This window comes from Erwinia endophytica, assembly GCF_009295515.1.
GTDB classification, from domain to species: Bacteria; Pseudomonadota; Gammaproteobacteria; order Enterobacterales; family Enterobacteriaceae; genus Erwinia; species Erwinia endophytica.
Map to the genome: position 1 here is coordinate 90,382 of NZ_RQVV01000061.1, position 26,483 is coordinate 116,864.

The 26,483-nt window shown below is 54.1% G+C and carries 19 protein-coding genes; 9 read left to right on the forward strand and 10 right to left on the reverse strand.

What is annotated here, in order from left to right; all coding sequences use genetic code 11:
* Positions 1-5 precede the first annotated feature (5 nt).
* Complete coding sequence (gene rppH, locus EH228_RS19615; RefSeq protein ID WP_152323293.1) at positions 6-530, reverse strand: RNA pyrophosphohydrolase; 525 nt, start codon at positions 528-530, stop codon at positions 6-8.
* A 687-nt stretch (positions 531-1,217) separates the two neighbouring features.
* Between rppH and mutH the strand changes: the two genes are divergently transcribed.
* The 4 genes from mutH to EH228_RS19640 all read left to right on the forward strand — a co-directional run bounded on the left by mutH (position 1,218) and on the right by EH228_RS19640 (position 4,620).
* Complete coding sequence (gene mutH, locus EH228_RS19625; protein ID WP_152323294.1) at positions 1,218-1,904, forward strand: DNA mismatch repair endonuclease MutH; 687 nt, start codon at positions 1,218-1,220, stop codon at positions 1,902-1,904.
* A gap of 111 nt (positions 1,905-2,015) precedes the next feature.
* A complete protein-coding gene (locus tag EH228_RS19630) occupies positions 2,016-2,726 on the forward strand; it encodes a TerC family protein (RefSeq protein ID WP_152323295.1) in 711 nt (236 codons plus the stop codon).
* Positions 2,727-2,892: 166 nt separating this feature from the next.
* A complete protein-coding gene (locus EH228_RS19635) occupies positions 2,893-3,108 on the forward strand; it encodes a YgdI/YgdR family lipoprotein (RefSeq protein ID WP_152323296.1) in 216 nt (71 codons plus the stop codon).
* A gap of 471 nt (positions 3,109-3,579) precedes the next feature.
* Complete coding sequence (locus EH228_RS19640) at positions 3,580-4,620, forward strand: NADP(H)-dependent aldo-keto reductase (RefSeq protein WP_152323297.1); 1,041 nt, start codon at positions 3,580-3,582, stop codon at positions 4,618-4,620.
* A gap of 393 nt (positions 4,621-5,013) precedes the next feature.
* On the opposite strand, the gene EH228_RS19645 is transcribed toward EH228_RS19640, so the two are convergent.
* The 3 genes from EH228_RS19645 to aas form a co-directional block, all read right to left on the reverse strand.
* Positions 5,014-5,733, reverse strand: a complete 720-nt coding sequence (locus EH228_RS19645; protein ID WP_152323298.1) for an SDR family oxidoreductase — start codon at positions 5,731-5,733, stop codon at positions 5,014-5,016.
* 326 nt (positions 5,734-6,059) lie between these two features.
* Entirely contained in the window at positions 6,060-7,283 is a 1,224-nt protein-coding gene (gene lplT / locus EH228_RS19650; protein ID WP_152323299.1) for a lysophospholipid transporter LplT, read from the reverse strand.
* On the reverse strand, positions 7,261-9,438 hold the full coding sequence (gene aas, locus EH228_RS19655) for a bifunctional acyl-ACP--phospholipid O-acyltransferase/long-chain-fatty-acid--ACP ligase (RefSeq protein WP_152323300.1): 2,178 nt from the start codon (positions 9,436-9,438) through the stop codon (positions 7,261-7,263). The genes lplT and aas overlap by 23 nt, the downstream gene beginning before the upstream one ends.
* Positions 9,439-10,066: 628 nt before the next feature.
* Between aas and EH228_RS19660 the strand changes: the two genes are divergently transcribed.
* Genes EH228_RS19660 through EH228_RS19680 form a run of 5 tightly spaced genes read left to right on the forward strand, consistent with a single transcriptional unit; the run spans position 10,067 to position 16,649 of the window.
* On the forward strand, positions 10,067-11,050 hold the full coding sequence (locus tag EH228_RS19660) for a sugar ABC transporter substrate-binding protein (RefSeq protein WP_152323301.1): 984 nt from the start codon (positions 10,067-10,069) through the stop codon (positions 11,048-11,050).
* A gap of 2 nt (positions 11,051-11,052) precedes the next feature.
* Positions 11,053-12,546, forward strand: a complete 1,494-nt coding sequence (locus tag EH228_RS19665) for a sugar ABC transporter ATP-binding protein (RefSeq protein ID WP_152323302.1) — start codon at positions 11,053-11,055, stop codon at positions 12,544-12,546.
* Positions 12,547-12,582: 36 nt separating this feature from the next.
* Positions 12,583-13,596: an ABC transporter permease gene (locus tag EH228_RS19670; protein WP_152323303.1), complete on the forward strand. Its 1,014-nt coding sequence runs from the start codon at positions 12,583-12,585 to the stop codon at positions 13,594-13,596.
* 9 nt (positions 13,597-13,605) lie between these two features.
* Entirely contained in the window at positions 13,606-15,714 is a 2,109-nt protein-coding gene (locus tag EH228_RS19675) for a N,N-dimethylformamidase beta subunit family domain-containing protein (protein ID WP_152323304.1), read from the forward strand.
* Between the two features lie 47 nt (positions 15,715-15,761).
* Entirely contained in the window at positions 15,762-16,649 is an 888-nt protein-coding gene (locus EH228_RS19680) for a MarR family transcriptional regulator (protein ID WP_152323305.1), read from the forward strand.
* A gap of 13 nt (positions 16,650-16,662) precedes the next feature.
* Here the strand turns inward: EH228_RS19680 and EH228_RS19685 are convergent, their stop codons facing one another.
* The 6 genes from EH228_RS19685 to EH228_RS19710 form a co-directional block, all read right to left on the reverse strand.
* A complete protein-coding gene (locus tag EH228_RS19685) occupies positions 16,663-17,058 on the reverse strand; it encodes a type II toxin-antitoxin system VapC family toxin (protein WP_204902674.1) in 396 nt (131 codons plus the stop codon).
* Positions 17,058-17,300, reverse strand: a complete 243-nt coding sequence (locus EH228_RS19690; protein WP_152323307.1) for a type II toxin-antitoxin system Phd/YefM family antitoxin — start codon at positions 17,298-17,300, stop codon at positions 17,058-17,060. Before EH228_RS19690 ends, EH228_RS19685 begins: the two co-directional genes overlap by 1 nt.
* A 100-nt stretch (positions 17,301-17,400) precedes the next feature.
* Complete coding sequence (locus EH228_RS19695) at positions 17,401-18,795, reverse strand: efflux transporter outer membrane subunit (protein ID WP_240116333.1); 1,395 nt, start codon at positions 18,793-18,795, stop codon at positions 17,401-17,403.
* Positions 18,796-18,813: 18 nt separating this feature from the next.
* Positions 18,814-21,912 carry a multidrug efflux RND transporter permease subunit gene (locus EH228_RS19700; protein WP_152323309.1) on the reverse strand — a complete coding sequence of 1,033 codons (3,099 nt, stop codon included), beginning with the start codon at positions 21,910-21,912 and terminating at the stop codon, positions 18,814-18,816.
* Complete coding sequence (locus EH228_RS19705) at positions 21,909-25,097, reverse strand: efflux RND transporter permease subunit (RefSeq protein WP_152323310.1); 3,189 nt, start codon at positions 25,095-25,097, stop codon at positions 21,909-21,911. Before EH228_RS19705 ends, EH228_RS19700 begins: the two co-directional genes overlap by 4 nt.
* Complete coding sequence (locus EH228_RS19710; RefSeq protein WP_152323311.1) at positions 25,094-26,341, reverse strand: MdtA/MuxA family multidrug efflux RND transporter periplasmic adaptor subunit; 1,248 nt, start codon at positions 26,339-26,341, stop codon at positions 25,094-25,096. The genes EH228_RS19705 and EH228_RS19710 overlap by 4 nt, the downstream gene beginning before the upstream one ends.
* Positions 26,342-26,483 lie beyond the last annotated feature (142 nt).

Here is a 26,483-nt window from a genome sequence, read left to right on the forward strand (position 1 = left end):
GTGGCTTAACCTCTCTTCCGTCGGTAGAGCGCATTTCGCTGTCCGGTATTCTCCTGCAGCGGCATCACCACACCAGCAAACTCCTTCATCACCCGGCGATAGACATCGCGCTTGAAGGACACCACCTGGCGCACCGGATACCAAAAGCTGACCCAGCGCCAACCATCAAATTCCGGCGTGCCACTGGTTTGCATGTTGATATCCGCGTCATTGCACAATAATTGCAGAAGAAACCACTTCTGTTTCTGTCCGATACAAACCGGCTTTGTATCCCAACGCACCAAACGTTTTGGCAACTTGTAGCGTAACCAGTTGCGGGTAGAGGCAAGAATACGCACATCCTTACGGTGCAAACCGACTTCCTCGAAAAGCTCTCGATACATCGCCTGTTCCGCCGTCTCCCCAGGATTGATCCCGCCCTGGGGAAACTGCCAGGAGTGTTGACCATAACGTCTGGCCCACAGCACCTGTCCCTGCCTGTTACAAATTACGATACCAACATTCGGGCGGTAGCCATCATCATCGATCACTGGACTACCTCAAACTAAAACTCGGATGTTCTGATTGTTTCATACTCCTTACAGGTGGTAAACCACTGCTTTACGCTGTCAGCCTGCCGTAAATACGGGATAACTTGTATTGGTACACAAAGTTATGAACAGAACCCCCCGTTTTTAGCCGATCTTATTCACGTTTTCTGTGGATAGCTTTGTGTAGAACTCTGTTAACCCATGGGGAAAACTTTCTGACCTCCAGTAACACTGGCTCTAATAAATTTCATTAAACATCTGTTTATATTGTTATTTATCTGGATAACCTCTCATTATTCACCCTTTTTATAGTGTGTTCGCATCGTAGCGATCCCTGCCTGGCGAAAGATCGAGCACAGAGACATTTATCCACAGGTTATGCCGCTATACTGAACACGGAAACGCTAAAAAAGGCAAAAATCCCCCACGTCAAGGCTGTAAATCGAAACAGTATGATCATAAAAATCAAGTTATCCCATTTTTCTGTGGATAACAGGGGGGAAGATCCTGTTCATTGTCAGTGGCAACTCAGGCATAACCTTCTAGCATTCATAAAATAAGCCAGAGTGTTTGGATAAAAAAACATGATTTATCATGCTATTATTTCACTTTTGCACCGTATCCAACCGTGGATAACGGACAGCAAAAAAGAACGATGCTTTTTTGAACGACAACAGAGAGTTATCCATGACCCAACCTTTTGTTCCGGTACTTCCACCAGAGAATGAACACCAGTTGCTTGAACGTGCCCGTCTGTTGGCTGGCTACACGTTGGGTGAACTGGCGCTACGGGCTAATCTCACAATCCCCCATGATCTGCGTCGGGATAAAGGCTGGGTAGGGATGTTGCTGGAGCGCTATCTCGGCGCCAGCGCAGGTAGCAAACCGGAACAGGATTTTGCCGAGATTGGCGTGGAGTTGAAAACTATTCCGATTGATGCACAGGGACGCCCGCTGGAAACCACGTTCGTTTGCGTGGCACCGTTGACCGGCAATACCGGCGTGGTGTGGCAGACCAGCCATGTGCGTCACAAACTGGCTCGTGTGCTTTGGGTCCCCGTAGAAGGCAATCGCGACATTCCGCTGGCTGAGCGCCGGGTCGGCGCACCGTTACTGTGGAGCCCGAATGAAAAAGAAGAAGCGCTGCTCAGACAAGACTGGGAGGAATTGATGGATATGATCGTACTCGGTCAGGTCGAACGTATTACGGCACGCCATGGCCAGGTGCTGCAAATCCGTCCGAAAGCGGCCAACAGCAAAGCACTGACGGAAGGTATTGGGGAAAAGGGCCAACCGATCATGACGTTACCCCGCGGTTTCTATCTGAAAAAAACCTTTACCGCCCCCTTACTGGCCCGCCATTTCTTACTGTGAATCCCTCGTGCCATCAGCAAAACGGATGATTAGCTGGATAACGGCTATAGCTTCTCCCGCCCGGGTTGAGTATCCTCTTTATTTGCTTTTCATTTAGGATAAAATGAACGTATGTTTGAATGGATTGCCGATCCGAATGCCTGGCTGGCACTGGGTACGCTGACGATTTTGGAGATCGTCCTCGGTATCGATAACATTATTTTCCTTTCGCTGGTCGTCGCCAAGCTTCCTAAGCACCAGCAAAATTCTGCACGCCGTCTGGGATTAGCGGGGGCAATGCTGATGCGTCTTGGCCTGCTGGCCTCCATTGCCTGGGTGATCCGTCTGACCACCCCGCTGTTCACCCTGTGGGAACACGATTTTTCCGTCCGGGATATCATCCTGTTGCTGGGCGGTCTGTTCCTGCTGTGGAAATCGAGCATGGAGATCCACGAGACCATCGAGGGGTCTACTGAAGAGCAAACGACCAATGTTCATTCATATTTAGGCGCCATCATACAAATTATGCTGCTGGATATTATTTTCAGTCTCGACTCGGTGATTACCGCGGTGGGACTCTCTGATCATCTGATTATTATGATGGCGGCAGTGGTGATTTCGGTAATGATAATGATGTTTGCCGCCCGCAGTATTGGGGAATTTGTTGACAAACATCCTTCGGTTAAAATGCTGGCGCTGGCGTTCCTTATTCTGGTCGGTTTCACCCTCATACTGGAAAGCGTCAATATACATGTTCCGAAAGGCTATATCTATTTCGCCATGTTCTTCTCAATGGCAGTTGAGTGCCTGAATTTATTAAGAAATAAGAAGAATCACGCCTGATAAACACTGGCCGACTCTCCGGCCAGTCAACCCTCTGTAATATCACTTTACGAAAAAAGGCAATATCCCCACACATTTTCTGCACATTTTAGGAGTGTTACTATTACCTCAGCGTACAATAATACGTTATCAATAACTGACGAGTGGCAGACTAAGGATACTGAATATGAAGTGGGTGTTTAGCACGGTTGCGCTAATACTGGCAACACTGGTCAGCGGGTGCAGCAGCGATTATGTCATGGCGACCAAAGACGGCAAAATGATCATGACTCAGGGAAAACCGGAAATTGATAAAGATACCGGACTGGTGAAATATATCGACAATGCCGGTCATGAGGTACAGATTAACGGCGACGATATCTCCTCAATTGTCGAGCGTTAACATAAATATCCACCCTCAGTGGTCATACAGACGAGGTTCTTTTCATTTTCATCCCCCAGTGTTGCAGGATAAAAATGCTAAGGCATTTTGGTACACGCTGGCATTATCCCTCAAGTGTGAAACGGCGGTCTGAACCTCACGACCCACAATTCACACATTGGCTGGAAACCGATATGGACAGGACCCGCCCGTTAGGACGACGGGCCCATGGACTGATCTCAGCTATCCAGAGCGCTGGCTCAGGCCCGTGACGGAGGATGAGTCATGCAACCCGGCACCTTGCGGTTTACTGTTTGCCCGGTATCACGGCTGGCTTCAGCGCATTTCCCGATAAATCCCCTCTTCCCCCTGTTGCGCCCGACGGTTATAGTCAAATGTCGGACCTGGCAACACGCCGTAAAGCAGTAGCAAAGCGTGAAGATTCACTGCCACGTTCCAGACCTTTTAATAATGAAAAAAGGAAGCTGGCAAATGCACTATCATCGTATCCCCCACAGCACTCTTGAAGTCAGCAGCCTGGGGTTGGGCACCATGACGTTCGGTGAGCAAAACAGCGAATCTGATGCCCATGCCCAGTTAGATTTAGCACTTCGTTCCGGTATTAACCTTATTGATACCGCTGAAATGTATCCGGTACCACCACGTCCGGAAACCCAGGGACTCACCGAAAAATACATTGGTAGCTGGCTTAAAGCCCGTAACAACCGCGATAAAATCATCCTCGCGTCAAAAGTGTCAGGTCCGGTGCGGGGCGCTGATGCCACCATTCGTCCTGACCAGGCGCTTGACCGTAAAAATATCCGTGAGGCGCTGGAAGCCAGCCTGAAACGCCTGAACACCGACTATCTCGATCTCTATCAGTTACACTGGCCCCAGCGTCAGACCAATTGCTTCGGCAAACTGAACTATCAATACAGCGACCAGACTGCGCCCGTGACGCTGTTGGAAACGCTGGAAGCGCTGAATGAGCAGGTGCGTGCAGGTAAAATCCGCTATATCGGGGTGTCCAACGAAACCCCCTGGGGGGTGATGCGTTACCTGCAACTGGCGGAAAAACATGAACTGCCGCGCATTGTCAGTATTCAAAACCCCTACAGCCTGCTGAACCGCAGTTTTGAAGTGGGGCTGGCGGAAATCAGCCAGCACGAAGGGGTCGAACTGTTGGCTTATTCCAGCCTGGCGTTTGGGACGCTAAGCGGTAAATATCTGAATGGCGCCAAACCGGCCGGAGCGCGCAATACGCTGTTCAGCCGCTTTACCCGCTACAGCGGTGAGCAGACCCAACGGGCGATTAGCGAATACGTGGCGTTAGCGAAGAAACACGGTCTGGATCCCTCTCAAATGGCGCTGGCCTTTGTGCGCCAACAGCCGTTCGTTGCCAGTACCCTGCTGGGCGCCACGACACTGGAGCAATTGCAGATTAATATCGACAGCTATAATCTGACGCTGGATGAGGACGTGCTGCAAGCGTTGGAAGCCATTCATCGTCGCTATACCTTCCCGGCACCATAATGCGGTCGCACGGGTGGGATACATTCCGCCCGTGACGCAATCACGCCCCCACCTGTATGCAATAGTCACATGGTGGTTAGCTACCACGATGTGAAGCGGAGTGAACCCGTCTCTCCCGAAGGTGCCCCCTTGCCTTGCAGCTTGTGACTAAAAGGACACATTGAAAAGCGATCCGGGACCTCTGTAAAAGGGCGTTGCCGGATATCAAAAACAGGACTGCCGGAGATAAGATCAATGTGATGTTCTCCCGTTGCCCCACGGGAGAACGGGGTTTGCGTGTGCTATATGCCCACTTCCGGTATGCCTCAGGACATGAAGCGGACGTTAACAGTGTTACGAAAAGAGATGCCCGGAGGACGTGATACGTGTTTTCACGCCTCAATATTTACGTTTTCAGAAAATCAAATTACCTATCGATGCACCGCCATCAACATATAACGTTTGTCCAGTCATAAAGGCCGCATCCCCGGACATAAGAAAAGCAATGGTTGCCGCGATCTCATCCGGTTGGCCGAACCGCTTCATAGGGACACCTGCGAGATATCGCTTTTCACCCACGCTTCCTGGCGGATTGTTTGCCCTGAAAAGCTCGGTTTCAGTCGGCCCCGGCGCAACGGCATTCACGGTAATTCCGGTCTGGGCAAGTTCCAGTGCCCAGTTACGGGTGAAGCTAATCAAGGCAGCTTTCGCTGCTGCATAAGCGGTTCGTTCAACACTACCGAGCACAGTAAGACTGGAAATATTGACGATTCGTCCCCAGCCCCGGTCCTTCATGCCCGCCAGAATGGCCTGAGTGCCCTGTATTGCCGGGTAGAGATTGACCCGCATGACCGCTTCAAATGTGGATAAATCCACTTCGCCGAGGCGCTGCGGCTTTACCAGACCGACATTGTTCACGATCCCGTCAAAAGCGAATCGCTGACTTAACTGTTCAAAGGTCTTGTGTGTTTGCTGGAGGTCTGCGAGGTCTGCGCTGATTAAGGTGCCGGGAAAATTATCGTTCGCCCCTCTCGCCAGACCGACAACCTGATGACCCGCTTCGGCAAGCCGATGGGCCAGAGCCAGCCCGATGCCTTTACTGGCACCGGTGATTAAAAAAGTTCTCTTCATCATTTACTCCGGTTATTAACCTCTGGGACAACTCGCAAGAGGTATAAGAAAGACATTTACAGGCTACGTGCGCATCGAAGCGAAGGCAGCATGTCTTCAGGATCTGGACGGCGGGTGTAGCCGGGATTGGCTTAGGTATAAATAATCGAGCCATCCTGATCGATGACATAACGTGCAGGCACAATGCACAGACCGCGAAAGACAGGGCGTGGTTAACGACATTGTCCCCGCAGGCAAGCCACGGGGCGCATTTATAAATACGGAAGAAGAAATTGCTTGATTTAACACGGTAGCTGTCGAGAGGCTAATTCATGTGCGCCAGGTGCAAATTATGTGTCCGGCGCCTGATGATTGCGCTGCTGCGCCAGTTGCCAGCCCCACAATACCGCTATCGCCAGTGCAAACACCACGCCAAATCCGACGCCGGTTGCCACTGGCGACAAGCCCAGTTTAATCGCCAGAGAGTACACCCCAAGCATCAACAGCATGGCGCTATTTTCGCCAAGGTTTTGAACGGCGATGGCATTACCCGCGCCCACACTGTCTTTGCCACGCATCTGCAGCAACGCATTGAGCGGCACCACAAAGAAACCTCCCAGAGCCCCGATAGCCGCCAGCAAGCCACAAGCACCGAGGGTCGTATGCTGCAACGAAAAGCACACCACCGCCACGCCAATCAACACCCCAGCCGGCATACATCGCCCCACCGTTTTCAGCGTGACCCACTTCGCCGCCGCCCCGGCGCCAATCATAATCCCGACCGCTACCATCGCATTGAGCAACGTTGGCGTTTTATTGTCAGTAATCCCCAGCGCCACCGGTACCCATAGCACCAGCAGTAAACGCAGCGTGGCTCCCGCGCCCCAAAACAGGCTGGTTCCTGTCAGCGAAAAACGGGTTTCGCCATCACGCCACAGCACGCCACAGGCCCGGAAGAAGCTGGCCGATATCTGCCTCGGGTGCCAGGTCAGCCCGGGGCGAGCCGCAGATAGTGGCGGGATCAGCAGATTAGCCGTCACCGCCAGGCCATAGGCCACGACACAGATAATCAGCGCCACCAGCAGGCTCCAGTCGGCCAGCACACCCCCCGCGACAGATCCCATCAGAATTGCCGCAATGGTAGAGGACTCCATCAGACTATTGGCTTTCACCAACGTTTCCCCCCCCGCAATTTCGCCGAGAATGCCGTATTTTGCCGGTGAATAGGCCGCCGCACCCACCCCGACCAGACTGTAGCCGAGGAATGGGTTGAATCCTAAACAAATGACCAGCGCGCCGAGCAGTTTCAATCCGTTGGCAAACATCATTACCCGACCTTTGGCAAACCCATCGGCTAGCTGGCCAACAAACGGCGCCAGAATAATGTAGGTGGCAACGAAAACCATTTGCAGCACCGGCTGACTCCACTCAGGGTAAACCTGTTGTTTCAGTACCGCGAGAGTAGCAAACAACAGCGCGTTATCGCCAAAAGCGGAAAAAAACTGGGCGGCTATCACCGCCATCATTCCTCGCGACAACAGCCGTTCACTGCTAGCGGCAGTATGATGACTCATCATTATTGTTCTCCGCCTGTTCAGCTAACTTTCTCAGTGCGACCAAATCAGGTTTGCCGCTGCCCAGCAACGGTAACTGTTTCAGGAAGCGAATATCACGCGGCACCGCCAACTCAGGGCTACCCAGTTCACGCGCGGCACGCTGCAATTTATCCCGACTCAACTCGCTGTCCGTGGTGAACAGCACCAGTGCTTCACCACGATTACCATCCGGCTTGATGGCGGCGGCATGCTGCTTCCCGGCTGACGCTTTCAACGCGATTTGCTCCACGATTTCCAGCGAAACCATTTCACCGGCAATTTTGGCGAAGCGCTTGATCCGCCCCTGAATCTGACAAAACCCGTGTTGATCAAAGTCAACGATATCGCCGGTATCGTACCAGCCCGCGTCCATCTGCCCGGCACCATTATCCGCCTGCGGCGCTTCCAGTACGCCAGGGTTCTCAACGCGCAGATAACCTTTCATGATGTTCGGTCCACGTAGTTGTAACAGCCCCCCCTGCTCAATGCCCGGAACGGCTATCAGGCGAAAGTCCATACCCGGCAGGATCCGCCCAACCGTGTGATTTTTGGCGGCCATCGGCACGTTAATCGCCACCACGGGCGCACACTCCGTCACGCCGTACCCTTCCAGAATACGGATGCCGAATTTATCCATCCATGTCTGGCGAGTGCTTTCCTGCAATTTTTCCGCTCCCGCCACCACATAGCGTAGACGGGCGAAATCATAAGGATTGGCAAAACGGGCATAGTTGCCGAGGAACGTTGAAGTACCAAACAACACCGTGCAACTCCGATCATAGACCAGCTCCGGTATGATGCGATAATGCAGCGGACTGGGATAAAGAAATACCTGTGCGCCAGTCATCAACGGGGTGAACAGCCCAACTGTCAGGCCAAAGGCATGAAACAGCGGTAGCGCTGACATAAAACGGTCACGCGGGGTAAAGTCCGCTACCGTGCGGATTTGCTCAACGTTCGCCAGCAGACTTTTATGTGAGTGCACCACGCCTTTCGGATTGCCCTCTGAACCGGAGGTAAACAACACCATCGCCGCATCTTCCGGTTGCTGCTCAACGGCGGCCAGCGCAGGGAATAGCAGCCGACTGAGAACCCACAACTTGTCCTGGACGGTGACGCTGTCTCGCAGATCTTCCAGGAATACCCAGTTCACCTGGGGTAGCCCTTCGGGCAAATGTCCCAACTTACCTTTATCGAGGAACTGACGCGAAGTGAACACCGTCTTCACCCCGGCGGCCTGCAACGCACTCCCCAGCCCCTTAACCCCTGCGGTATAGTTGAGCATCGCCGGAATGCGGCCACGCATGGAAGCCCCGAGGATCGCCGCAGCCGTTATTGTCGCATTGGGCAACAACAGACCGATGTATTCCCCCTGGGCGGTATAACGCGCCAGAATACGCCCTACCGCGAGAGACTTCTTCAATAGCCCGCTGTAGCTGTCCACATTGAAATTAACGTCTTCAATACAGGGTTTGAAAAAACCGTAGCGCGTACGCGCCGCCAGAAAGGCCTGATACAACGTCTCACGCGGACGTACCGCCATGCGGGCTTCCATCATAATATGATGCAAATGTTCACCGGCCAGTTTACGTCGCTCACGTGCGGTTTTCGCCTCCGGCATTGGCAGTGTGGTGGCAGGAAGCACCGTCAGGCTGATGCGGGGAAACAGACGACGTTTGGACACCCCCGACAGACGACCAAAAGGCGAGAATTCAGCCCCTTCGATCCGCACTGGCACCACGGTGGCCTGCGATTTAGCGGCAACAAAGCCCGCACCATCGTAAATTTTCATCAGCGAACCCGTCACGGTGATACGTCCTTCCGGAAAAATCACCACCGGTCGTCCCTGACCGATCATCTTCACCAGGTGCTTGACCGACATCGGTTTGGTCGGGTCCAGCGGTACAAAGTCAATCACTGAACGCACCCAGCGCATATACCACTGCTCGCTAATGGATGTGTACACCGCAAAAACCGGTTTTACCGGCAAGAAAACAGCCAGCAGCACGCCATCCAGGAAGGACATATGATTGGGAACAATCAGGACTTTTTCTTTCGACAAACCAGATAAATCGCCGCGCAGGCTGGCGCGAAAACACACCTGCAATAGCAAACGAAAAAAGGAAAATAACATGCCAACTCCTTAGCACAAAAAGTTGGCTACAACGATGCAGGATACCGGGGAATAACTCAATGCACAGCGGGGAAAAATCGCCAAATTCAGGCTTAAATGCGGCAATAATCAGCACCCATGATCCCGCTCTGTTGCCATCACAGTTGTCATATGAATTTAATGTGACCCTACCCTGTTTTATAAAAGCCCCCCAACGAAACCGGCAAAATGGATAAACAGCCACTGTTTTTATAACCTGTTAATTTTGCCAACAAAATTAGCCAGATCGCGTTTCATTACTCACAACATCTTCTACAGGATTCCTTTTTACCTCACCAACGCGACTCCCCATCTTTTTCTTATTACTGCAACTCACTTTACACCCACGCTTAAATAATAAAGACAGTACAGCATGAATTAAATAACTGACAAAGGTTATTAAATCAGGTTTATCAACTACAAATACTCACGTTAATCATTTTAAACCCTAAAAAGCCACGAATGAAATCACTTGAACTGACTATTTTTTAGCATATTTACATGCTACACGTTCTAGTTTAGCGTTGAAGACAACCTGCATAACACGAGGAAATCCTCTTCCTCCGGTTGCCTGGCCCATAACAACACCAACACATTTTGGAGCATCGCTATGACGTCCATTTTTCAACATCGGGGATATTTTTTGGCTGTCGGTCTGCTGGCTGCCACTGCGTCTTGCAGCAGTACCGCCTTCGCGGCTGATATAAAAACGTGCGCAAAAACCTACACCATCGGCTTCAGCCATCCGGTTGGCGAATCGCAGTTTGCTATCGCGCTGAAGAAAAAAGTGGAGGCGGCTGGTGAAAAACAGGGCTGTGTGAAGGTGTTACTGGACAATACCCAGCAGAGCAATCTGGAATCTCAACGCGCCACGCTGGAAAGTTGGGTCACTCGCCGGGTCGATGCCATTGTGGTGTTGCCGGTTGAAGCCACCGCGCTGGATGGCCTGCGGGTCCAGGCACAAAAAAAGGGCATAAAATGGCTGACTTATGCAGGTGCGACCAAAGGTTCCGACGGGTCGGTCGGCTTTGATAACGTGCAAAGCGGCGATCTGGTCGCCAAAGACGCCCTGGCCTGGGTGAAGCAACGCTATCCCAACGGGAAAATCACCGCGGCTGTCACCACCCTCACCCCCCTGAAAGGTTTTGCCGGACGCTGGGAAGAACCGCTGAAGCAGTTCAAAGCGGCAGGCTTGCCGGTCGTCTCACAGCAGGATTGCGCCACCCAGGCCTGCGGCATGCAGATTGCCGAGGATACGCTACGCCAGCATCCTGATTTACGGGTGTTTATCGGGATTAATGACGATGCCGCTCTTGGAGCCCTGAGGGCCTTTAAGAACGCGGGCATTAAAGCGGAAGACACTTACATTGCCGGACAGGACGGCACCGTTGAAGGTCTGGAAGCAGTGAAACAGGGCGGCGCTTACCGTGCTTCCGCCGCTATCCTGCTGGACGATCTGGCCCAGTCGATTATCGATAATTCGCTGGCGGCGATAACCGGCAAAGGACGCACCAATTATCAGACTGCTGTTGAACTTGGCACCCTGCGTAATCCTCAGCGTCTTGATGCCCTGATCGCGCAATATAAGGACTGAGTATGAGTATCGATCTGACCCCGAAGCGTCTGAGTATCCGCCAGCTTCGTAAGTCTTTCGACGCACAGGAAGTGCTAAAGGGCATCGATCTGGAACTGAAAGCGGGTGAAGTCCATGCTCTGCTCGGCCCTAACGGCGCGGGGAAATCCACCCTGCTGGGCTGTCTGAGCGGAGCCGTCACGCCGGACTCGGGTGAAATAGTGATTGGAGAAACCGCCTATAAGCAGTTTACGCCCACCTCCGCCTTTGAGGCGGGCATAGCCAGCATTTACCAACATTTTCAGTTAATTGGTTCACTGAGCGTCAGCGATAATATTTTTCTGGTCAATGAAATGCGCACGACATTCGGCACCACGCGTCAACGAGCGCAAAGAAACCGTAGCGTGGAACTGCTGGAATCGCTGGGAGTCGAGGTGAATCCCGCCAGTCTGGTGGAGGATCTCAGCGTGGGCGAGCAGCAAACGGTGGAAATCGCCCGCGCGCTGCTGAAAGAACCCTCGGTACTGATTCTGGATGAGCCTACCGCCGCCTTGAGTGAAAACGAAGTCACCGCTTTGTTAGAGCTGGTGCGTCGTCTGGCGCAGGACCACGGTTTGATCGTCATTTATGTCACTCACCTGCTACGGGAAGTGCTGGAAGTCGCGGATAAGGTCACCGTCCTGCGCGACGGTAACGTATTGTGGACGCGCGAAATTAACGATCTTAATCTTGCCGATCTGGTGCATGCCATTTCGCCAGAGAGTCATTTTTCTCGTACGCAGCAACAAAAGCAGATCGGCCCAGCACTGGTGACACTGGAAGCCTACCGCTCCGCCTGGACCGGCCCGGTCGATCTGACGCTGCATCAGGGAGAAATCGTTGGCGTATTTGGCTTGCTGGGCTCAGGCCGTACCGACCTGTTGGAAGGGCTGGCGGGTGTTAAATCGAGCCACGGCAGCTTGCGGCTTAATGGTCGCGACCTGCACCATACCTCACCGCAAAAGGCTCGTCAGCAAGGGATCGTGCTGGTCGCCTCCGACCGTAAAGAACAGTCGCTGTTTGGCAGTATGAGCGCCTGTGAAAATCTCCTGCTTCCCCACTACTCCACACTTTCGCGCCCATGGCGGCCCATGAAAAAAGAACGGGCAATTTTCCAAACGTTGGCGAAGCGTGTCGGTCTGAGGCCTGCTGATCCTGACCGGGAAGGCGCTAACTTCTCCGGCGGCAATGCGCAGAAACTGATGGTAGGCCGCTGGATGACTGACATCGACCACAGCCATTTGCTCCTGCTGGATGAGCCAACGCAGGGGGTGGATGTTGGGGCAAGGCAGGAACTGTATGGGCTGATACGGGAATATGCCACCCAGCCGGAACACACAGTGCTCTTTGCCTCCAGCGATCCTGAAGAGATTGTGGCGCTGGCTGATCGAGTGATGGTTCTGGTCGATGGCCAGGTCGCTGATATTGTCGATCCAAACATTGGCGAAGAGAAACTGATAGCCCTGGCGCACGGCTGATCGTGTGCTATTTCCCCCTTTTTATGGCGATAGATTATGTCTGATAGCTTAAAACCCCCTGTGGACATCTCGCTGAAACGTAGCGAACCACGTTCATCGTCTCCCAGGCTGAAAAACTTTGGCCTGCTGATAACTCGCTGGATCTTGCCAGTCGCCACCGTAGCACTGATGGCGTGGTTCTCATGGCTGACGCCGGTATTTTTTACCACCGATAACTTACTGGCGATAGCCACACAAAACGCGCCAACATTTATCGTGGCGGCTATTTTCGCCATGCTGATGATGGCAGGCTACGTGGATCTGTCGATCGGTTCAGTGCTGGCCCTGGTGGGAGTTTCCGCCGGGCTGGCGTTAAACAGTTGGGGGCTGGTTCCCGGTATTCTGGTCGGGCTGGCGGTGGGTATCGCCGCAGGTTTGCTGAACGGCATACTGATTGGCCTGCTCTCTTTCTCTCCCATCGTTGTCACCCTGGGGGGACTGGCGGCCGCTCGCGGACTGGCGCAATACCTCGGCCAGGGCTCGATTTATGGTTTTCCTGACGCCTTCGCCAATTTTGGTTCCGACAGCACGCTGGGCCTGCCCAATCTGGCGCTGATCGCCGCGCTGATTTGCCTGATCAGTGTCATAGCCACCAGCTGTTTCCCGGTGGGTCGCCAGATTATCGCTATTGGCGTCAATCCGCGCGCGGCCTTTCTGATCGGTATCCGCGTGCGACTGGTCGTCACGCTGTTATATACGCTGACCGGGCTGGCGGTCGGCATTGCCGGCCTGTTACAAATTGCCCGTCTCAACAGCGCGCCATCCGGCACGCTGGGAGAGGGCTTCGAGGTCATTATCCTGACTGCGGTGCTGCTGGGAGGGGTGCCGTTTACTGGCGGAAAAGGCAGTATCTGGCGCGTACTGGTTGGCGTCTGGCTGATTGGCACTCTGCGCAATGGGCTGATTTTACTCGATATTGGTACCGAGCTAAGCGGCATCATTACCGGCGGCGTGCTGGTAATGGCCGCCGCACTGGAAGCCATCCGTTATTACATCCACAAGACGAAATAAGGCAATGCTATGTATCTGATTGGCTATCTTTCAGCCCTGAGCTGTCGCGCCGGAGAAGGTGTGGAAGTAATGATTAGCAGTAGTGTCAGCGAAGTCAGTCTCGATGTAGTACGGCTGATCCACGGCGATGATAACCCGCAAGGGCCGGGCTTTCTTTACCAACCGGTAGAACAGATCCCGGTGCGTCAGGTACAGGCTCAGGAACAACAAACGCCGATCGGTTCCTGGGCCATCAGCCGACAGCCGATTCGCTTTGTTGAGCAGTCTACATTGCAGCTTTCTCTGGCGGTCTGGCCCACCTTACCACCGCAGGAAGGATTACAGGGGATCGTCAGCTTGCCCGCGGTGGAGTTTCAGTTAGCGATGAATGCTGAAGGTTGCCTGGTCCTGCGCTGGCGACACCAGATATTGCTCACGACCCCAGCACTGCAACTGAGGCGGTGGTATCAGATAGCGGTTTCAGTTGGAGAAAATGGCTGTGAACTCAATCTGACAGACGCCCAGGGAACAACATCGTGCATCCGTGGCGCCGGGGCGATACTCAATGGAAGCAGTAAGGTGTTATTCGCCGCGATGAGCATTGAATCCCGTGGTCAACAACATTTTCCGCAGGGCGTTTATAACGGGAAAATTGCCCAACCGAGGATCGCCGTTGCCGGGCAGGTTGCCGCCCGCTGGGCCTTCGAACAGGAGATGAGCCGCCAACACGTTCCCGACAACAGCGGCAACGGATGTGATTTGCAACTGATCAATGCCCCAACTCGCGCCATGACCGGGCCTAACTGGCGTAACGATGTCCATGACTGGAAGCAGGACCCGTCGCAATACAATGCCATCCATTTTCATGATGATGACCTGGCGGATGCCTGTTGGCCAGTAACCGCTCACGTTGAGATCCCCGCATCACTCAGTAGCGGCGTCTATGCCGTGCGTCTGCGGGCTGCCGGCCTGTCAGATGACTATATTCCGTTGATTGTCCGTCCCGCGCCCGACCAGACTCCGGCAAAAATAGTCATGGTGATGGCAACCTATACCTACATCGCCTATGCCAATGAGCATCTGACCGAAGGCGATTTTGAACAAGGCAGCGAAATCCCCGTTCAGACCGGAGACTGGGAAGATCTGGTCGCTATTCACCAGGAGTGGGGAAAAAGCCATTACGATCGACACAATGACGGTTCCGGCGTCGCCTATTCCAGCTCGCGACGTCCTATTCCCAATCTGCGTCCGAACTATCGCTTCTGGGGTTTTCACGCGCCGCGCCGTTTCTCCGCCGATCTCTATATGATCTGGTTCCTGACACAACTGGGCGAAGCGTTTGACGTGGTCACCGAACACGATCTGCATGCAGAGAGCACCACTCTTCTGTCGGATTATCAGACAGTTCTCACTGGCAGCCATCCGGAATATTACAGCGAGCCGATGCTCGCGGCTTACCAACAGCACGTGGCGCAAGGCGGATGCCTGATGTATCTGGGCGGGGATGGTTTTTACTGGGTAACCACACCGTTTAATGATTTACCGCATCTACTGGAAGTACGCAAATCAGAAGGCCTGCGCCACTGGGATGCGGAACCCGGCGAACGCTACCATGCCAGCACCGGGGAACTGGGGGGAATCTGGCGTAGCCGTGGACGCAGCGCACATCAGCTATTCGGCGTGGGCATGGGTGGCCACGGCTGGGATAATAAAGCGCCCGGTTATCGCCGCAGTGAACGCTCTTATCAGCCGGATGTCGCCTGGGTCTTCGACGGTATTAACGAACCGGTGGTCGGTGATTTCGGCCTGATCATGAATGGCACCAGCGGCGATGAAATTGATCGCGTTGATTTCCGTTATGGCACCCCGGAACAGACGATTATCCTGGCTTCATCAGAACCGCACAGCGAGTGGTATGTTCCGGTTCCGGAAGATGTCACAACAGTATCGAACCGACTCAACGCACGCTATAATCGCGATGTTCGTTCCGATATGGTTCTGGTGGAACATGCCAGCGGCGGTGCGGTGTTTTCAGTGGGGTCAATCATATTCACTGGCGCGCTGCCGGTGAATAATGGCGAGAATAACATCGCCCGTCTGCTGAAAAATGTTATCGGTAATTTTACCAGCAGAAAATAATTATGACGCCTCCGTGAGTGGGAGAATAGCGAGACGCGCCAGCTTCTATGAATAATAAACAGACCAGTATGCTCACCAGTTCCGGTTTTGCCCTGGCGGCGGCCGATCAGGTCAGCACGGCGCTGTGGCGCGGCACGATCAATAATCGCTTTACCCAGCCACAGTTTCTGGCCCTCAATGGTCTGCTGTACAAACCTGGGATCGGACACTATGAGCTGGCTGACCGCGTTGGCATTGACCGTGCGACCATCGGCCCCATTCTGAAGCGCTTGATGGAACAAGGGCTGGTGGAACGCCGTAAAGACCCAACGGACTCACGCCGTTCGATGCTGTTTCTCTCCCCCGAGGCGCATCATCTGCTGGCGGAAATGGCCTCGCTGGTGGAGGCGGTTGACCGCCAATTGATGGCGCCGCTCAGTGCGGCCGAACAGGCAGCGCTGGTACAAAGCTGGGCGATGCTAAGCGAAGAGAGCGGCTTACAGGAAATGGTGGAATTTGATGACCATGCCGCCGATCCGGTGATCCCGCCTTTAGCGCACTATCCGTGGTTTTTTTTACGCCAGGCCTGTCGCAATTACCGCCGTCTGTGGCGTGAACGAGTCGATGAGACTATCAGTACCTCGCTGTTTACGCTGATGGAAGTGGTCGCGATGCGGCCGGGTATTGATATCCGTACTGCTGCGCAGTTGGCGTCGATAGAAGAAAGCAATGCGGTACGAATGGTGATGCGAATGGTGAGAACCCGGATGATGCGTGATCCGCGTGATCCCAACGATGCCCGTCGCTCTCTGCTATCACTGACGGAGAATGGCCAGGCAACCTTTCAGGCCTTACAGCAGCGCTTTCCACTGGTTCAGCGCGGTTTGACCCGAAAGCTGCCACCGCTGGCCGTTGAGGAATTTCACCGACTGACGCGCCTGGTCGCCCGACTATGACGGTACGTGCCGTTCAGCCATTCGCCACAATGGTGATGAAATCACCGGCATACTCAATGATTTTGCGGTCAGCAGTGATTAAAACGTGATCTTCGGCGGATGCCTGAGCGACCAGCAAGCGGTCAAAAGGATCGTGATGCATGGCAGGAAGATGCTGAATTTGCAGAATATGGTGCGCTTTAATACTCAGTTCTTTAAACCCGCTGGTGAACAACCCAGCCCGCAGTACCGGCAGATCAACCTCAAAATGGGGTTTATTCAGCGCATTCTTGATAGCGACCTCCCACAAATTGACCACGCTGAAATAAACATCATGTCCAGTATCGGTCAGGATCTCACGCACCGGCGTCCTCAGCTTTTCCGGGGCATAAGCGGCAAAGAGTACAATGTGGGTATCCAGTAAATACATTATTCCTTCCCTGAAAACAAATCCTCTATTTCACTGCCGTTCATCTCATCGAAATTATCCGGGAGGGTCAATGTCCCGCTTAAAAATCCCAGAGCGCGCTTCGGTTTTTCTTCCGAAAAAGGCACAACTTTCACCAGTGCTTTGCCATTACGCGCAATCACAAAAGGCTCTCCGCTTTCCACCACCACGTTAATCAGCCGCGACAGATTGGTTTTTGCCTCATAAATATTAATTTTTTCCATCCTTCCCTCCCTGTGTTGTTGTCTAAAATACAACCAGAGACACCTCCTGGTCAAGTCAGATTGACCAGACCAGATTCAGGAAACAGAAACCGTTACATTATTATTCCGGCAGATTCTTCGCATCCCACCCTCCACCCAGCGCGGCGATCAGCTCAACACTGGCGAGCCACTGGGTGCTTTGTAATGACAACAGGTTCTGCTGTGCGCTCAGACTGGTATTTTCCGTGGTGGCCACATCAAGATAATCAATCATCCCGGCCTGATACTGGTTATACGTCACACGAGCGGATTCTTTCGACGCTTCTGTCGCAAGCTGCTGTGCCTGTATTTCATCCTGCAAGGTGTGCAGTTGGACCAGATAATTTTCCACTTCCTGGAAACCCGTCAACACCGCCTGGCGATAACTGGCGACTGCCGCGTCGTAGCTGGCTCTCGCCTGCTCAACATTAGCGGAAGTCGCGCCGAAATCCAGCAACGTACCGCTCAGTTCCGGCCCCAGCGACCAGACACGATTCGGCAACGAGATCAAATTATGCAAGGTTGAGCTGGAAAAACCACCAGAGGCGCTCAGCGTCAGGTCAGGATAATAACCGGCAATCGCCACGCCGACGGCTGCATTGGCGGCGGCCACATTACGCTCGGCATAAGCGATATCCGGACGACGCTGCAGCAACTCGGAAGGAATGGACTGCGGGATGGTCGGCAAGGTCGCGGTCAGGTTAGCGGCCGGCAAGCTGAACTCGGCGGGCGTCTTGCCAATCAGCATGGCGATGGCATGTTCGGTTTGCGCGCGCTGCCAGCGCAGATCCAGCGCCGAGGCCCGGGCGCTTTCCAGTTGCGCCTGTGCCTGAGCCAGTGTGGCGCGAGATTCGCTCCCCACCTGATATTTGTTATTAATGACGGTCAGGTAGCGCTGATAAGCGGCAATACTCTGCTGATACAGCGCAATCTGTTGATCCATAATCCGGAGCTGGAAGTAGTCCTGAGCCAGTTCGGACTGGGCGCTGAGGGTAATATTCGCCAGTTCTGCCGCGCTGGCCTGCGCGCTGGCTTTATTCTCTTCCAGGGTACGTCTGAGTTTGCCCCAGATATCCAGTTCCCAACTGGCGCTGGCTTGCAACGAGTGGCTGTTACTGGTGGTTCGTTGAGAATCCCCCGTACTGCTGCTGCGTGTGGAGGAACCGGTATAGGTGGCGCTGGGGAACAAATCGGAACGCGATGCCGCCACCAACGCTTTTGCCTGACGATACTGCGCTTCATACTGCGCGACATTCTGGTTCGAGATAGCCACCTGACGCAACAGGCCGGAGAGCGTTTCATCATGGTAAACCGCCCACCATTCACCTTTGTCCTGCCCATCCTGCGGCTGTGCCTGACGCCAGCCTTGCGCTTCTTTATACTGACTGGGCACCTTAACCGTTGGCCGGTGATAATCTGGACCGACAGCGCAACCACTCAGTAGCAGCGCCAGCAAAACCGGGGTGAATTTCGTCATTTTCTTCTTCATCATCAATTAAGGCACCATCCGCAGGCGTGCCCACTGGCGTTTCGTGGCGCGGCTGAGGCGATCAAGGTAGAGATACACCACTGGGGTGGTGAATAGCGTTAATAACTGACTCAGCGCCAAACCACCGACAATCGCCAGCCCCAGCGGACTGCGCAGGTCGGCATCACCGCCGCTGCCCAAAGCCAACGGCAGCGCGCCAAAGAAGGCCGCCAGGGTCGTCATCATAATGGGGCGAAAGCGCATCAGGCAGGCCTGAATGATCGCCTGCTGCGGCGACAGCCCCTGATGACGCTCTGCGGACAGGGCGAAATCGATCATCATAATGGCGTTTTTCTTCACAATACCAATCAGTAGCAGGATGCCAATCAAGGCGATTACCGTCAGTTGAGTATTAGTCAACAGCAGCAGCAATAAGGCGCCAACCCCTGCGGAAGGCAGGGTGGAAAGGATGGTCAGCGGATGAATATAACTTTCATACAGCATCCCCAGCACAATATAGACCGCCGCCAGCGCCGCCAGAATCAACCACGGCATCGACGCAGCCAGGTCGGCAAAGGCTTTCGCTGTCCCCTGGAATCCCGCCTGGATATTGTCTGGCAACGCGATTTTTGCCATCGCGGTTTTAATTAGCACGGACGCCTGTTCCAGTGATACACCGTCCGCCAGATTAAAGGCGATGGTGCTGGTCGCCGACTGCCCCTGGTGCGCTACCGACAATGGCGCATTCGCCCCGCTAAAAGAGGCAAAAGCAGAGAGCGGGATCGGGTCGCCGTCATCATTGACCACATACATTTTGTTCAACATATCCGGGTCACGCGTGTAAGCATCCTGTAACGACATCACCACATGATACTGGTTTAGCGTTTTATACAGCGTTGCCACCTGACGCTGGGCGAAAGCGTTATTCAACAATGTATCCAACATGTTGACGTTCACCCCCAGTCGTTTGGCGCGATCACGATCAATGTTAATCATCACTTCCTGGCCGCCAGTCTGCGAATCAGAATCGACACTGGTCAACTGGGGAATGGCTTCCAGTGCGGCTTTTACTTTCGGCGTCCAGACTCGCAGTGTATCCAAATCGTCTGCCTGTAAGCTGTACTGATAAGACGCATTGGCGCTACGTCCGCCAATATGAATATCCTGTGCCGCCATCAGGAACAACTCGACGCCGGGGATATTACGGGCCTTACTACTCAAGCGGTTCGCGACCTCGCTGGCCGTCGCATCACGCTGCTCAAAATCTTTCAGATGTACAAAAAAATTAGCGGAGTTACGCGAACCAAAAGCGCCGCTGCCCATTGAAGACATCACCCCATCCACCGCCGGATCCTGCTGGATCATTTGCGCAAATTGTTGCATTTTCGGCTTCATGGCCTGGAAAGAGACATTCTGATCGGCACGCAACATCCCCATCAACAGTCCGGTATCCTGGTTAGGGAAAAAGCCTTTTTGCACCACCGAGTACAAAAACAGGTTGAGGGCAACCGTCAGGAGCAAGCTGAACAGGGTCAGCCGCTGGTGGCGCATTACCCAGTTCAGCGCCGCAGCATACGCCGCCAACAGCCGGTTCAGCCCGTTCTCAATCCACTGATACAATGGATGTGGCCGCACAGTCACTTTCGGCTTACGTTTCAGGAGCCGGGCACAGAGCATCGGCGTCAGGCTCAGTGAGACCAGCATGGAAATAATCAGCGAGACGGTCAGCGTTACGGCAAACTCGCGGAACAATCGCCCAACGATACTGCCCATCAACAAAATCGGGATAAACACCGCCACCAGTGAAAGCGTCATTGACAGCACGGTGAAACTGACTTCATGTGCCCCTTTCAATGCCGCACGGACCGGACTCAAGCCCTCTTCGATATAACGGGTGATATTTTCCAACACCACGATGGCGTCATCCACCACGAACCCCGTGGCGATAATCAGCGCCATCAACGACAGGTTATCCAGACTGTAGCCCAGGATGTACATGACCGCGCAGGTGCCAATCAGCGAAACCGGCAACGCCAGCGCCGGGATAATGACCGCCTGCAAGTTGCGCAAAAAGACAAAAACCACGCCGATAACCAACAGGACGGCAATCAACAGTGTTTCTTCGGTGTCATACAATGAAGCCCGAATGTTGGGAGAACGGTCAACCACGATTTTTAACGCCACATCAGCAGGCAGCTCTTTTTCCAATAGCGGTAATTGCGCCTTAATCGCATCGATGGTTTTCAGCATGTTCGCCCCGGCCTGGCGAGTGACGCCGATCATCACCGACGGCGTACCGTTGTAGTAGCCAACGTTGTATTTATCTTCTACCGAGTCATAAACGGTGGCGACATCGCTGAGATGAATCGCTTTTCCATCCTGATAGCGGACCACCAGATGACGGTACTGGCTGGCCTGATCCAGTTGACCGTTGCTGTCCACCACCCACGACTGTTTATTCCCTTGTAACATGCCTTTCGGCAGATTGGTGGTGCTGTTGGAGATGGCCGCGCGCACCGTATCCAGCGAAATGCCGAAGTGAGTCAGCATCTGCGGCTGCAAATCAATCCTCACTGCGGGTAAGGCGCTGCCCATCAGCGACACATCCCCCACGCCCTGTACCTGGGCTATTTTCTGGCTGATCTTGCTGTCGGCCAGATCATACAACTCCCCCTTAGGGCGGGTGGCCGAGGTCAGAGCCAGCATCACAATCGGTGCATCGGACGGGTTAGCCTTACGATAGGTGGGTAGCGTGACCATACTACTCGGCAACAGACTGCGGGACGCGTTGATCGCCGCCTGCACATCCCGCGCCGCACCGTTGATGTCACGATCGAGTTCGAACTGCAAAATAATATTGCTCGATCCCTGCGAACTGCTGGAGGTCATTTCAGTGACCCCGGCAATTTCACCCAACGCACGTTCCAGCGGCGTGGCGACCGTTGCCGCCATGGTTTCCGGACTGGCTCCGGCCAGACTGGCACTGACCATAATGGTCGGAAAATCCACCTGTGGCAGCGGCGCCACTGGCAGCAGACGATAACCTAACCCCCCCAGCAGCAGCACGGCTAACGTCAGCAGCAACGTGGCGACAGGCCGGAAGATAAACAGCCGCGTGATATTCATGGGCGTTGTACCGCTTTACGCATCCTGCGGCGTCCACGTTCAGCCATACGGTCAAACCACAGATAGATAACCGGGGTGGAGAACAGCGTCAGCACCTGGCTGAACACCAAACCACCGACGATCACCAGCCCCAGCGGCTGACGCAGCTCCGCACCAGAGCCGGAAGCCAGCATCAACGGCAGTGCGCCCAGTAACGCCGCCATGGTGGTCATCAAAATCGGCCGGAAACGCAACAGACAGGCCTGGTGGATCGCTTCTCGCGGGCTGAGGTGCTGGTTTTTTTCCGCCTCCAGCGCAAAGTCGATCATCATTATCGCGTTCTTTTTGACAATGCCGATCAGCAATATCACCCCGATCAAGGCAATCAAACTGAATTCACTGCCGGCCAGCAACAGCGTCAGCAATGCCCCCACTGCCGCAGACGGCAAGGTGGACAGAATAGTCACCGGATGGATAAAGCTTTCATACAGGATGCCCAATACCACATACATGGTCATCAATGCGGCGAGGATCAGCCACAACGTGTTGCTGGTGGCATTCTGAAACGCCGCGGTTTCTCCCTGATAACGCAAGGTGATACTGGCGGGCAGGGCCAGCGTTTGCTGGGTTTCCGCTATAGCCTTCTGCGCATCTTCCAGCGAATAACCATCATGCAGGTTGAATGAGATGGTCACTGCCGGGAACTGGTTCAGTCGCATATGCACCAGCGAGCCAATACGCTGATGAATCGTGGCGACAGAAGTCAGCTTAACCATTCCGGTTGTGGCGCTGCGGGTACTGTCAGAAGAGGATGAGCTGTCTGATGATGAATCGCTGGATGACGAACCGTTGCTGGCGGTTGATACGCTGGAACTGTTCGTCGTTGCCAGATAAACATCGTCAAACGATGCGGGCGACTGCTGATATTTAGGCGCCACCTCCAGCACCACGCGGTACTGATTGGACTGCGTAAAAATCGTCGACACCAGTCGTTGCCCAAACGCGTTATACAGCGCAGTATCGACATCCGCCGCGGTGATGCCATAACGGGCAGCCTTATCGCGGTTCAACTCGACATAAGCAACCTGGCCCTGATCCTGTAAGTTACTCACCACTGAGCTAAACTCCGGGCGCTTTTGCAGCGCGGCGACCAGCTCAGGCGACCACTTAACCAGATTTTCACTGTCAGCATCGTCCAGAGAAAACTGGTACTGCGCTGGCGTGACCTGATCGTTGACCGTCAGATCCTGTGCAGCCAGCATATACAACTGGATGCCCGGCACCTTTTGCGTCGCCTGCTGTAGCTCGGCAATCACCTGGCTGACCCGCTGGTCACGTTTCTCAAACGGCTTAAGGTTAATCTGCAGACGACCGCTATTCAGGCTGGTATTGCTGCCGTCAATACCAATGGTCGATGACAGACTGTCCACTGCCGGGTTTTTTAACACGATCTCCGCCAACTGCTGCTGACGCTTCGCCATTTCACTGAACGAGACATCCTGCGAGGCCACAGTGATACCCTGAATCAGTCCAGTATCCTGGGTCGGGAAAAAACCTTTCGGGATAATCACATATAACAGCGCGGTAAACACCAACGTCGCCATCGCCACCAGCAACGTGACGCGTTGATGATTGAGTACCACGGTCAGCAGGCGGTCATATCCAGCCACCAACTTATCGAAAAATTCTCCCCCTTTACGGTAAAAACGACTCTGGCGATCTTGCGGGATATGGCGCAGCAGATAAGCACACAGCATCGGCGTCAGCGTCAGCGAGACTCCCATTGAGACCAGAATCGATACCGCCAGGGTAATGGCGAACTCGCGGAACAGACGCCCAACGACATCCCCCATAAACAACAGTGGGATCAATACCGCGATCAGCGAAAATGTCAGGGAAATAATAGTGAAACCAATTTGCGCTGAGCCTTTCAGCGCCGCCTCCATCGGTGTTTCGCCCTGCTCCAGCCGCCGGGAAATGTTCTCCACCACCACAATGGCATCATCGATAACAAAGCCGGTAGCGATAGTCAGCGCCATCAGCGACAGGTTGTTCAGGCTGAAATCCGCCAGATACATCACACCAAAAGTCCCGATCAGCGACAGCGGCACCGCCACACTGGGGATTAACGTCGCGGCGACGTTACGCAGGAACAGGAAAGTCACCATCACCACCAACGCAATCGACAGCATCAGTTCAAATTGCACGTCGCTGATTGAGGCGCGGATAGTTTGTGTACGATCAGAGAGGACCTGTATTTTCACGCCATCGGGCAATGCGGCCTGCAGGGCTGGCAGTCTGGCCTTAATACTGTCGACCACCGCGATAACATTGGCTCCCGGCTGGCGCTGCACGCTGATCACTATCGCCGGCTGATTGTTAGCCCAGGCGGACTGGTAAATATTCTCCGGCGCCTGCTGAATATGAGCAATATCACGCAGTCTCAGCGCTGCGCCGTTCTGATAGGTCAGGATCAGATTGCCGTACTCTTCAGCGGTACGTAGCTGATCATTGGCATCAATAGTGACGGAATGATAACGGCCGTCAAAGCCCCCTTTCGAACCGTTCACGTTGCTGTTGCTGATCAAGGTATTGACGTCTTCCAGCGTCAATCCGTGCGCCGCCAACGCCTGCGGATTCATCTGGACCCGGATCGCCGGTTGGTGGCCGCCCGCCAGTGTCACCATGCCAACGCCGGAGATCTGCGACAGCTTGAGTGCGATACGCGTGTTGACCAGATCCTGTACTTTAATCAGCGGCAAGGTACTGGAACTGGCGGCCAGGGTTATCACCGCGGTATCCGCCGGGTTGACCTTTTTATAGGTCGGCGGATTAGGCAGGTCATTCGGTAACAGATTATCCGCCGCGTTGATCGCCGCCTGCACCTCCTGCTCGGCAACATCCAACGACAGGTCAAGTGAGAACGTTAGCGTAATCACCGAGGCGCCGCTGGAACTGCTGGAGGTCATCTGGCTCAACCCAGCCATCTGTCCCAACTGGCGTTCCAACGGAGCAGTGACCGAAGAGGCCATCACATCCGGACTGGCTCCCGGATAAAGCGTCGTGACCTGAATGGTCGGGTAATCCACCTGCGGCAGTGCCGAGGTGGACAGGAAACGATAGGCAAAAATACCAGAAATCAGCACCCCGACCATCAGCAAAATGGTGGCGACCGGGCGCTCAATAAAGATGCGGGAAGGATTCATTGCGCTTTCGCGCTCCCGCTAGCGGCCAGGGTCTCAGCCGCGGTAATCACCGACACTTTGCTGCCATTACTCAGACGATCAATGCCTTCCGTCACCACTCGCTCGCCAGCCGTCACCCCATCGAGAATAGCTTGTTGCGTTTCGCCCAGTGGGGGGCCGGCTTTCACCGCTTTACGCGTAACGGTATTATCCTGATTAATAACATAGACAAAGCTGCCATCACTGCTCAGTTGCAAAGCCTGCGCGGGAATAACCGTGGCCTGTTTCAACGTGCCGGTCTGCAACCGAAGATTGACGAACTGGTTGGGATACAACGCTTCATCCTGGTTATCAAACAGCGCTTTCAACTCTACCGTGCCGGTACTGGTATCAATCTGGTTGCTGATAAACTGCACCTTACCCACCGACAGCTCACGGTTGCCATCCTGATCGAAAGCAGTGGCAGGCAAACTCTGACCATTATGCAACACGTTTACCAACGTCGGAATATTGCTCTGCGGAACGCTAAAGGTCACGGCGGCGGGTTGTGTCTGAGTAATCGTGACGATACCGCCAGTATCCGAGGAATGCACCATATTCCCGGCGTCTACCAGGCGTAGCCCCACCCGGCCAGAAATCGGTGCGGTAATACGGGCATAATCGATGTTGAGTTTCGCGGCGGCAATTTGCGCCAGATCCGCTTTAATCGCCCCACGATATTGCCCGACTGTAGCAATTTGCGCATCAAGATCCTGACGGGATAACGAGTCCTGCGCGAACAATTTTTGGTAACGGGCCAGGGTCAACTCGGCACTTTTCAGCAACGCCTGATTCTGACTCAGCTCGCCCTGATACTGCGCCAGGGTCGCCTGATAGCTGCGCGGGTCAATCTGCGCCAGTAACTGCCCTTCCGCTACTTTCTGCCCTTCAGTGAAGTACACCTGCATCAATTGACCATCCACCCGGCTGGTCACCGTCACCGTGGCGTTGGGAATAACCGTGCCTAACGCCGTCAGATAAACCGGTACATCTGCGGTGGTCACTCCCCCGGCATGAACCGGCGTCGGCCCTGACATCATCATACCGCCAGGTCCACCCGGCCCCCCTGGGCCTCCGCCACCGCCTGGAGGTCCACCCGCACCTTGATGCCCTGTCGTTCCATGTGGCCAGAAACGCCAGACCAGTAGCGCGATGAGGATTATCAGGATCAGTAACAGGATTTTTTTACGCCATGAAGATGAGGTTTTGGCAGTCGTTAGGGTCATGAGGCTCTGTGGAGTCAAATAAAGTAAAAATCAAAAAGGCATTTCGCCACCCCTGAAAAAAGTCAGGCCAGCAAAAACTGGCCTGTGGCTATTATGGTTGAGCACGTTGATTAATTTCCATCCCCATAATGTAAGGATTTTG

Coding starts and splice junctions, on each gene's coding strand:
- mutH (WP_152323294.1), top strand. CDS start 1,218: ATGACCCAACCTTTTGTTCCGGTACTTCCACCAGAGAATGAACACCAG.
- EH228_RS19630 (WP_152323295.1), top strand. CDS start 2,016: ATGTTTGAATGGATTGCCGATCCGAATGCCTGGCTGGCACTGGGTACG.
- EH228_RS19635 (WP_152323296.1), top strand. CDS start 2,893: ATGAAGTGGGTGTTTAGCACGGTTGCGCTAATACTGGCAACACTGGTC.
- EH228_RS19640 (WP_152323297.1), top strand. CDS start 3,580: ATGCACTATCATCGTATCCCCCACAGCACTCTTGAAGTCAGCAGCCTG.
- EH228_RS19645 (WP_152323298.1), bottom strand. CDS start 5,733: ATGATGAAGAGAACTTTTTTAATCACCGGTGCCAGTAAAGGCATCGGG.
- lplT (WP_152323299.1), bottom strand. CDS start 7,283: ATGAGTCATCATACTGCCGCTAGCAGTGAACGGCTGTTGTCGCGAGGA.
- aas (WP_152323300.1), bottom strand. CDS start 9,438: ATGTTATTTTCCTTTTTTCGTTTGCTATTGCAGGTGTGTTTTCGCGCC.
- EH228_RS19660 (WP_152323301.1), top strand. CDS start 10,067: ATGACGTCCATTTTTCAACATCGGGGATATTTTTTGGCTGTCGGTCTG.
- EH228_RS19665 (WP_152323302.1), top strand. CDS start 11,053: ATGAGTATCGATCTGACCCCGAAGCGTCTGAGTATCCGCCAGCTTCGT.
- EH228_RS19670 (WP_152323303.1), top strand. CDS start 12,583: ATGTCTGATAGCTTAAAACCCCCTGTGGACATCTCGCTGAAACGTAGC.
- EH228_RS19675 (WP_152323304.1), top strand. CDS start 13,606: ATGTATCTGATTGGCTATCTTTCAGCCCTGAGCTGTCGCGCCGGAGAA.
- EH228_RS19680 (WP_152323305.1), top strand. CDS start 15,762: ATGAATAATAAACAGACCAGTATGCTCACCAGTTCCGGTTTTGCCCTG.
- EH228_RS19685 (WP_204902674.1), bottom strand. CDS start 17,058: ATGTATTTACTGGATACCCACATTGTACTCTTTGCCGCTTATGCCCCG.
- EH228_RS19690 (WP_152323307.1), bottom strand. CDS start 17,300: ATGGAAAAAATTAATATTTATGAGGCAAAAACCAATCTGTCGCGGCTG.
- EH228_RS19695 (WP_240116333.1), bottom strand. CDS start 18,795: ATGACGAAATTCACCCCGGTTTTGCTGGCGCTGCTACTGAGTGGTTGC.
- EH228_RS19700 (WP_152323309.1), bottom strand. CDS start 21,912: ATGAATATCACGCGGCTGTTTATCTTCCGGCCTGTCGCCACGTTGCTG.
- EH228_RS19705 (WP_152323310.1), bottom strand. CDS start 25,097: ATGAATCCTTCCCGCATCTTTATTGAGCGCCCGGTCGCCACCATTTTG.
- EH228_RS19710 (WP_152323311.1), bottom strand. CDS start 26,341: ATGACCCTAACGACTGCCAAAACCTCATCTTCATGGCGTAAAAAAATC.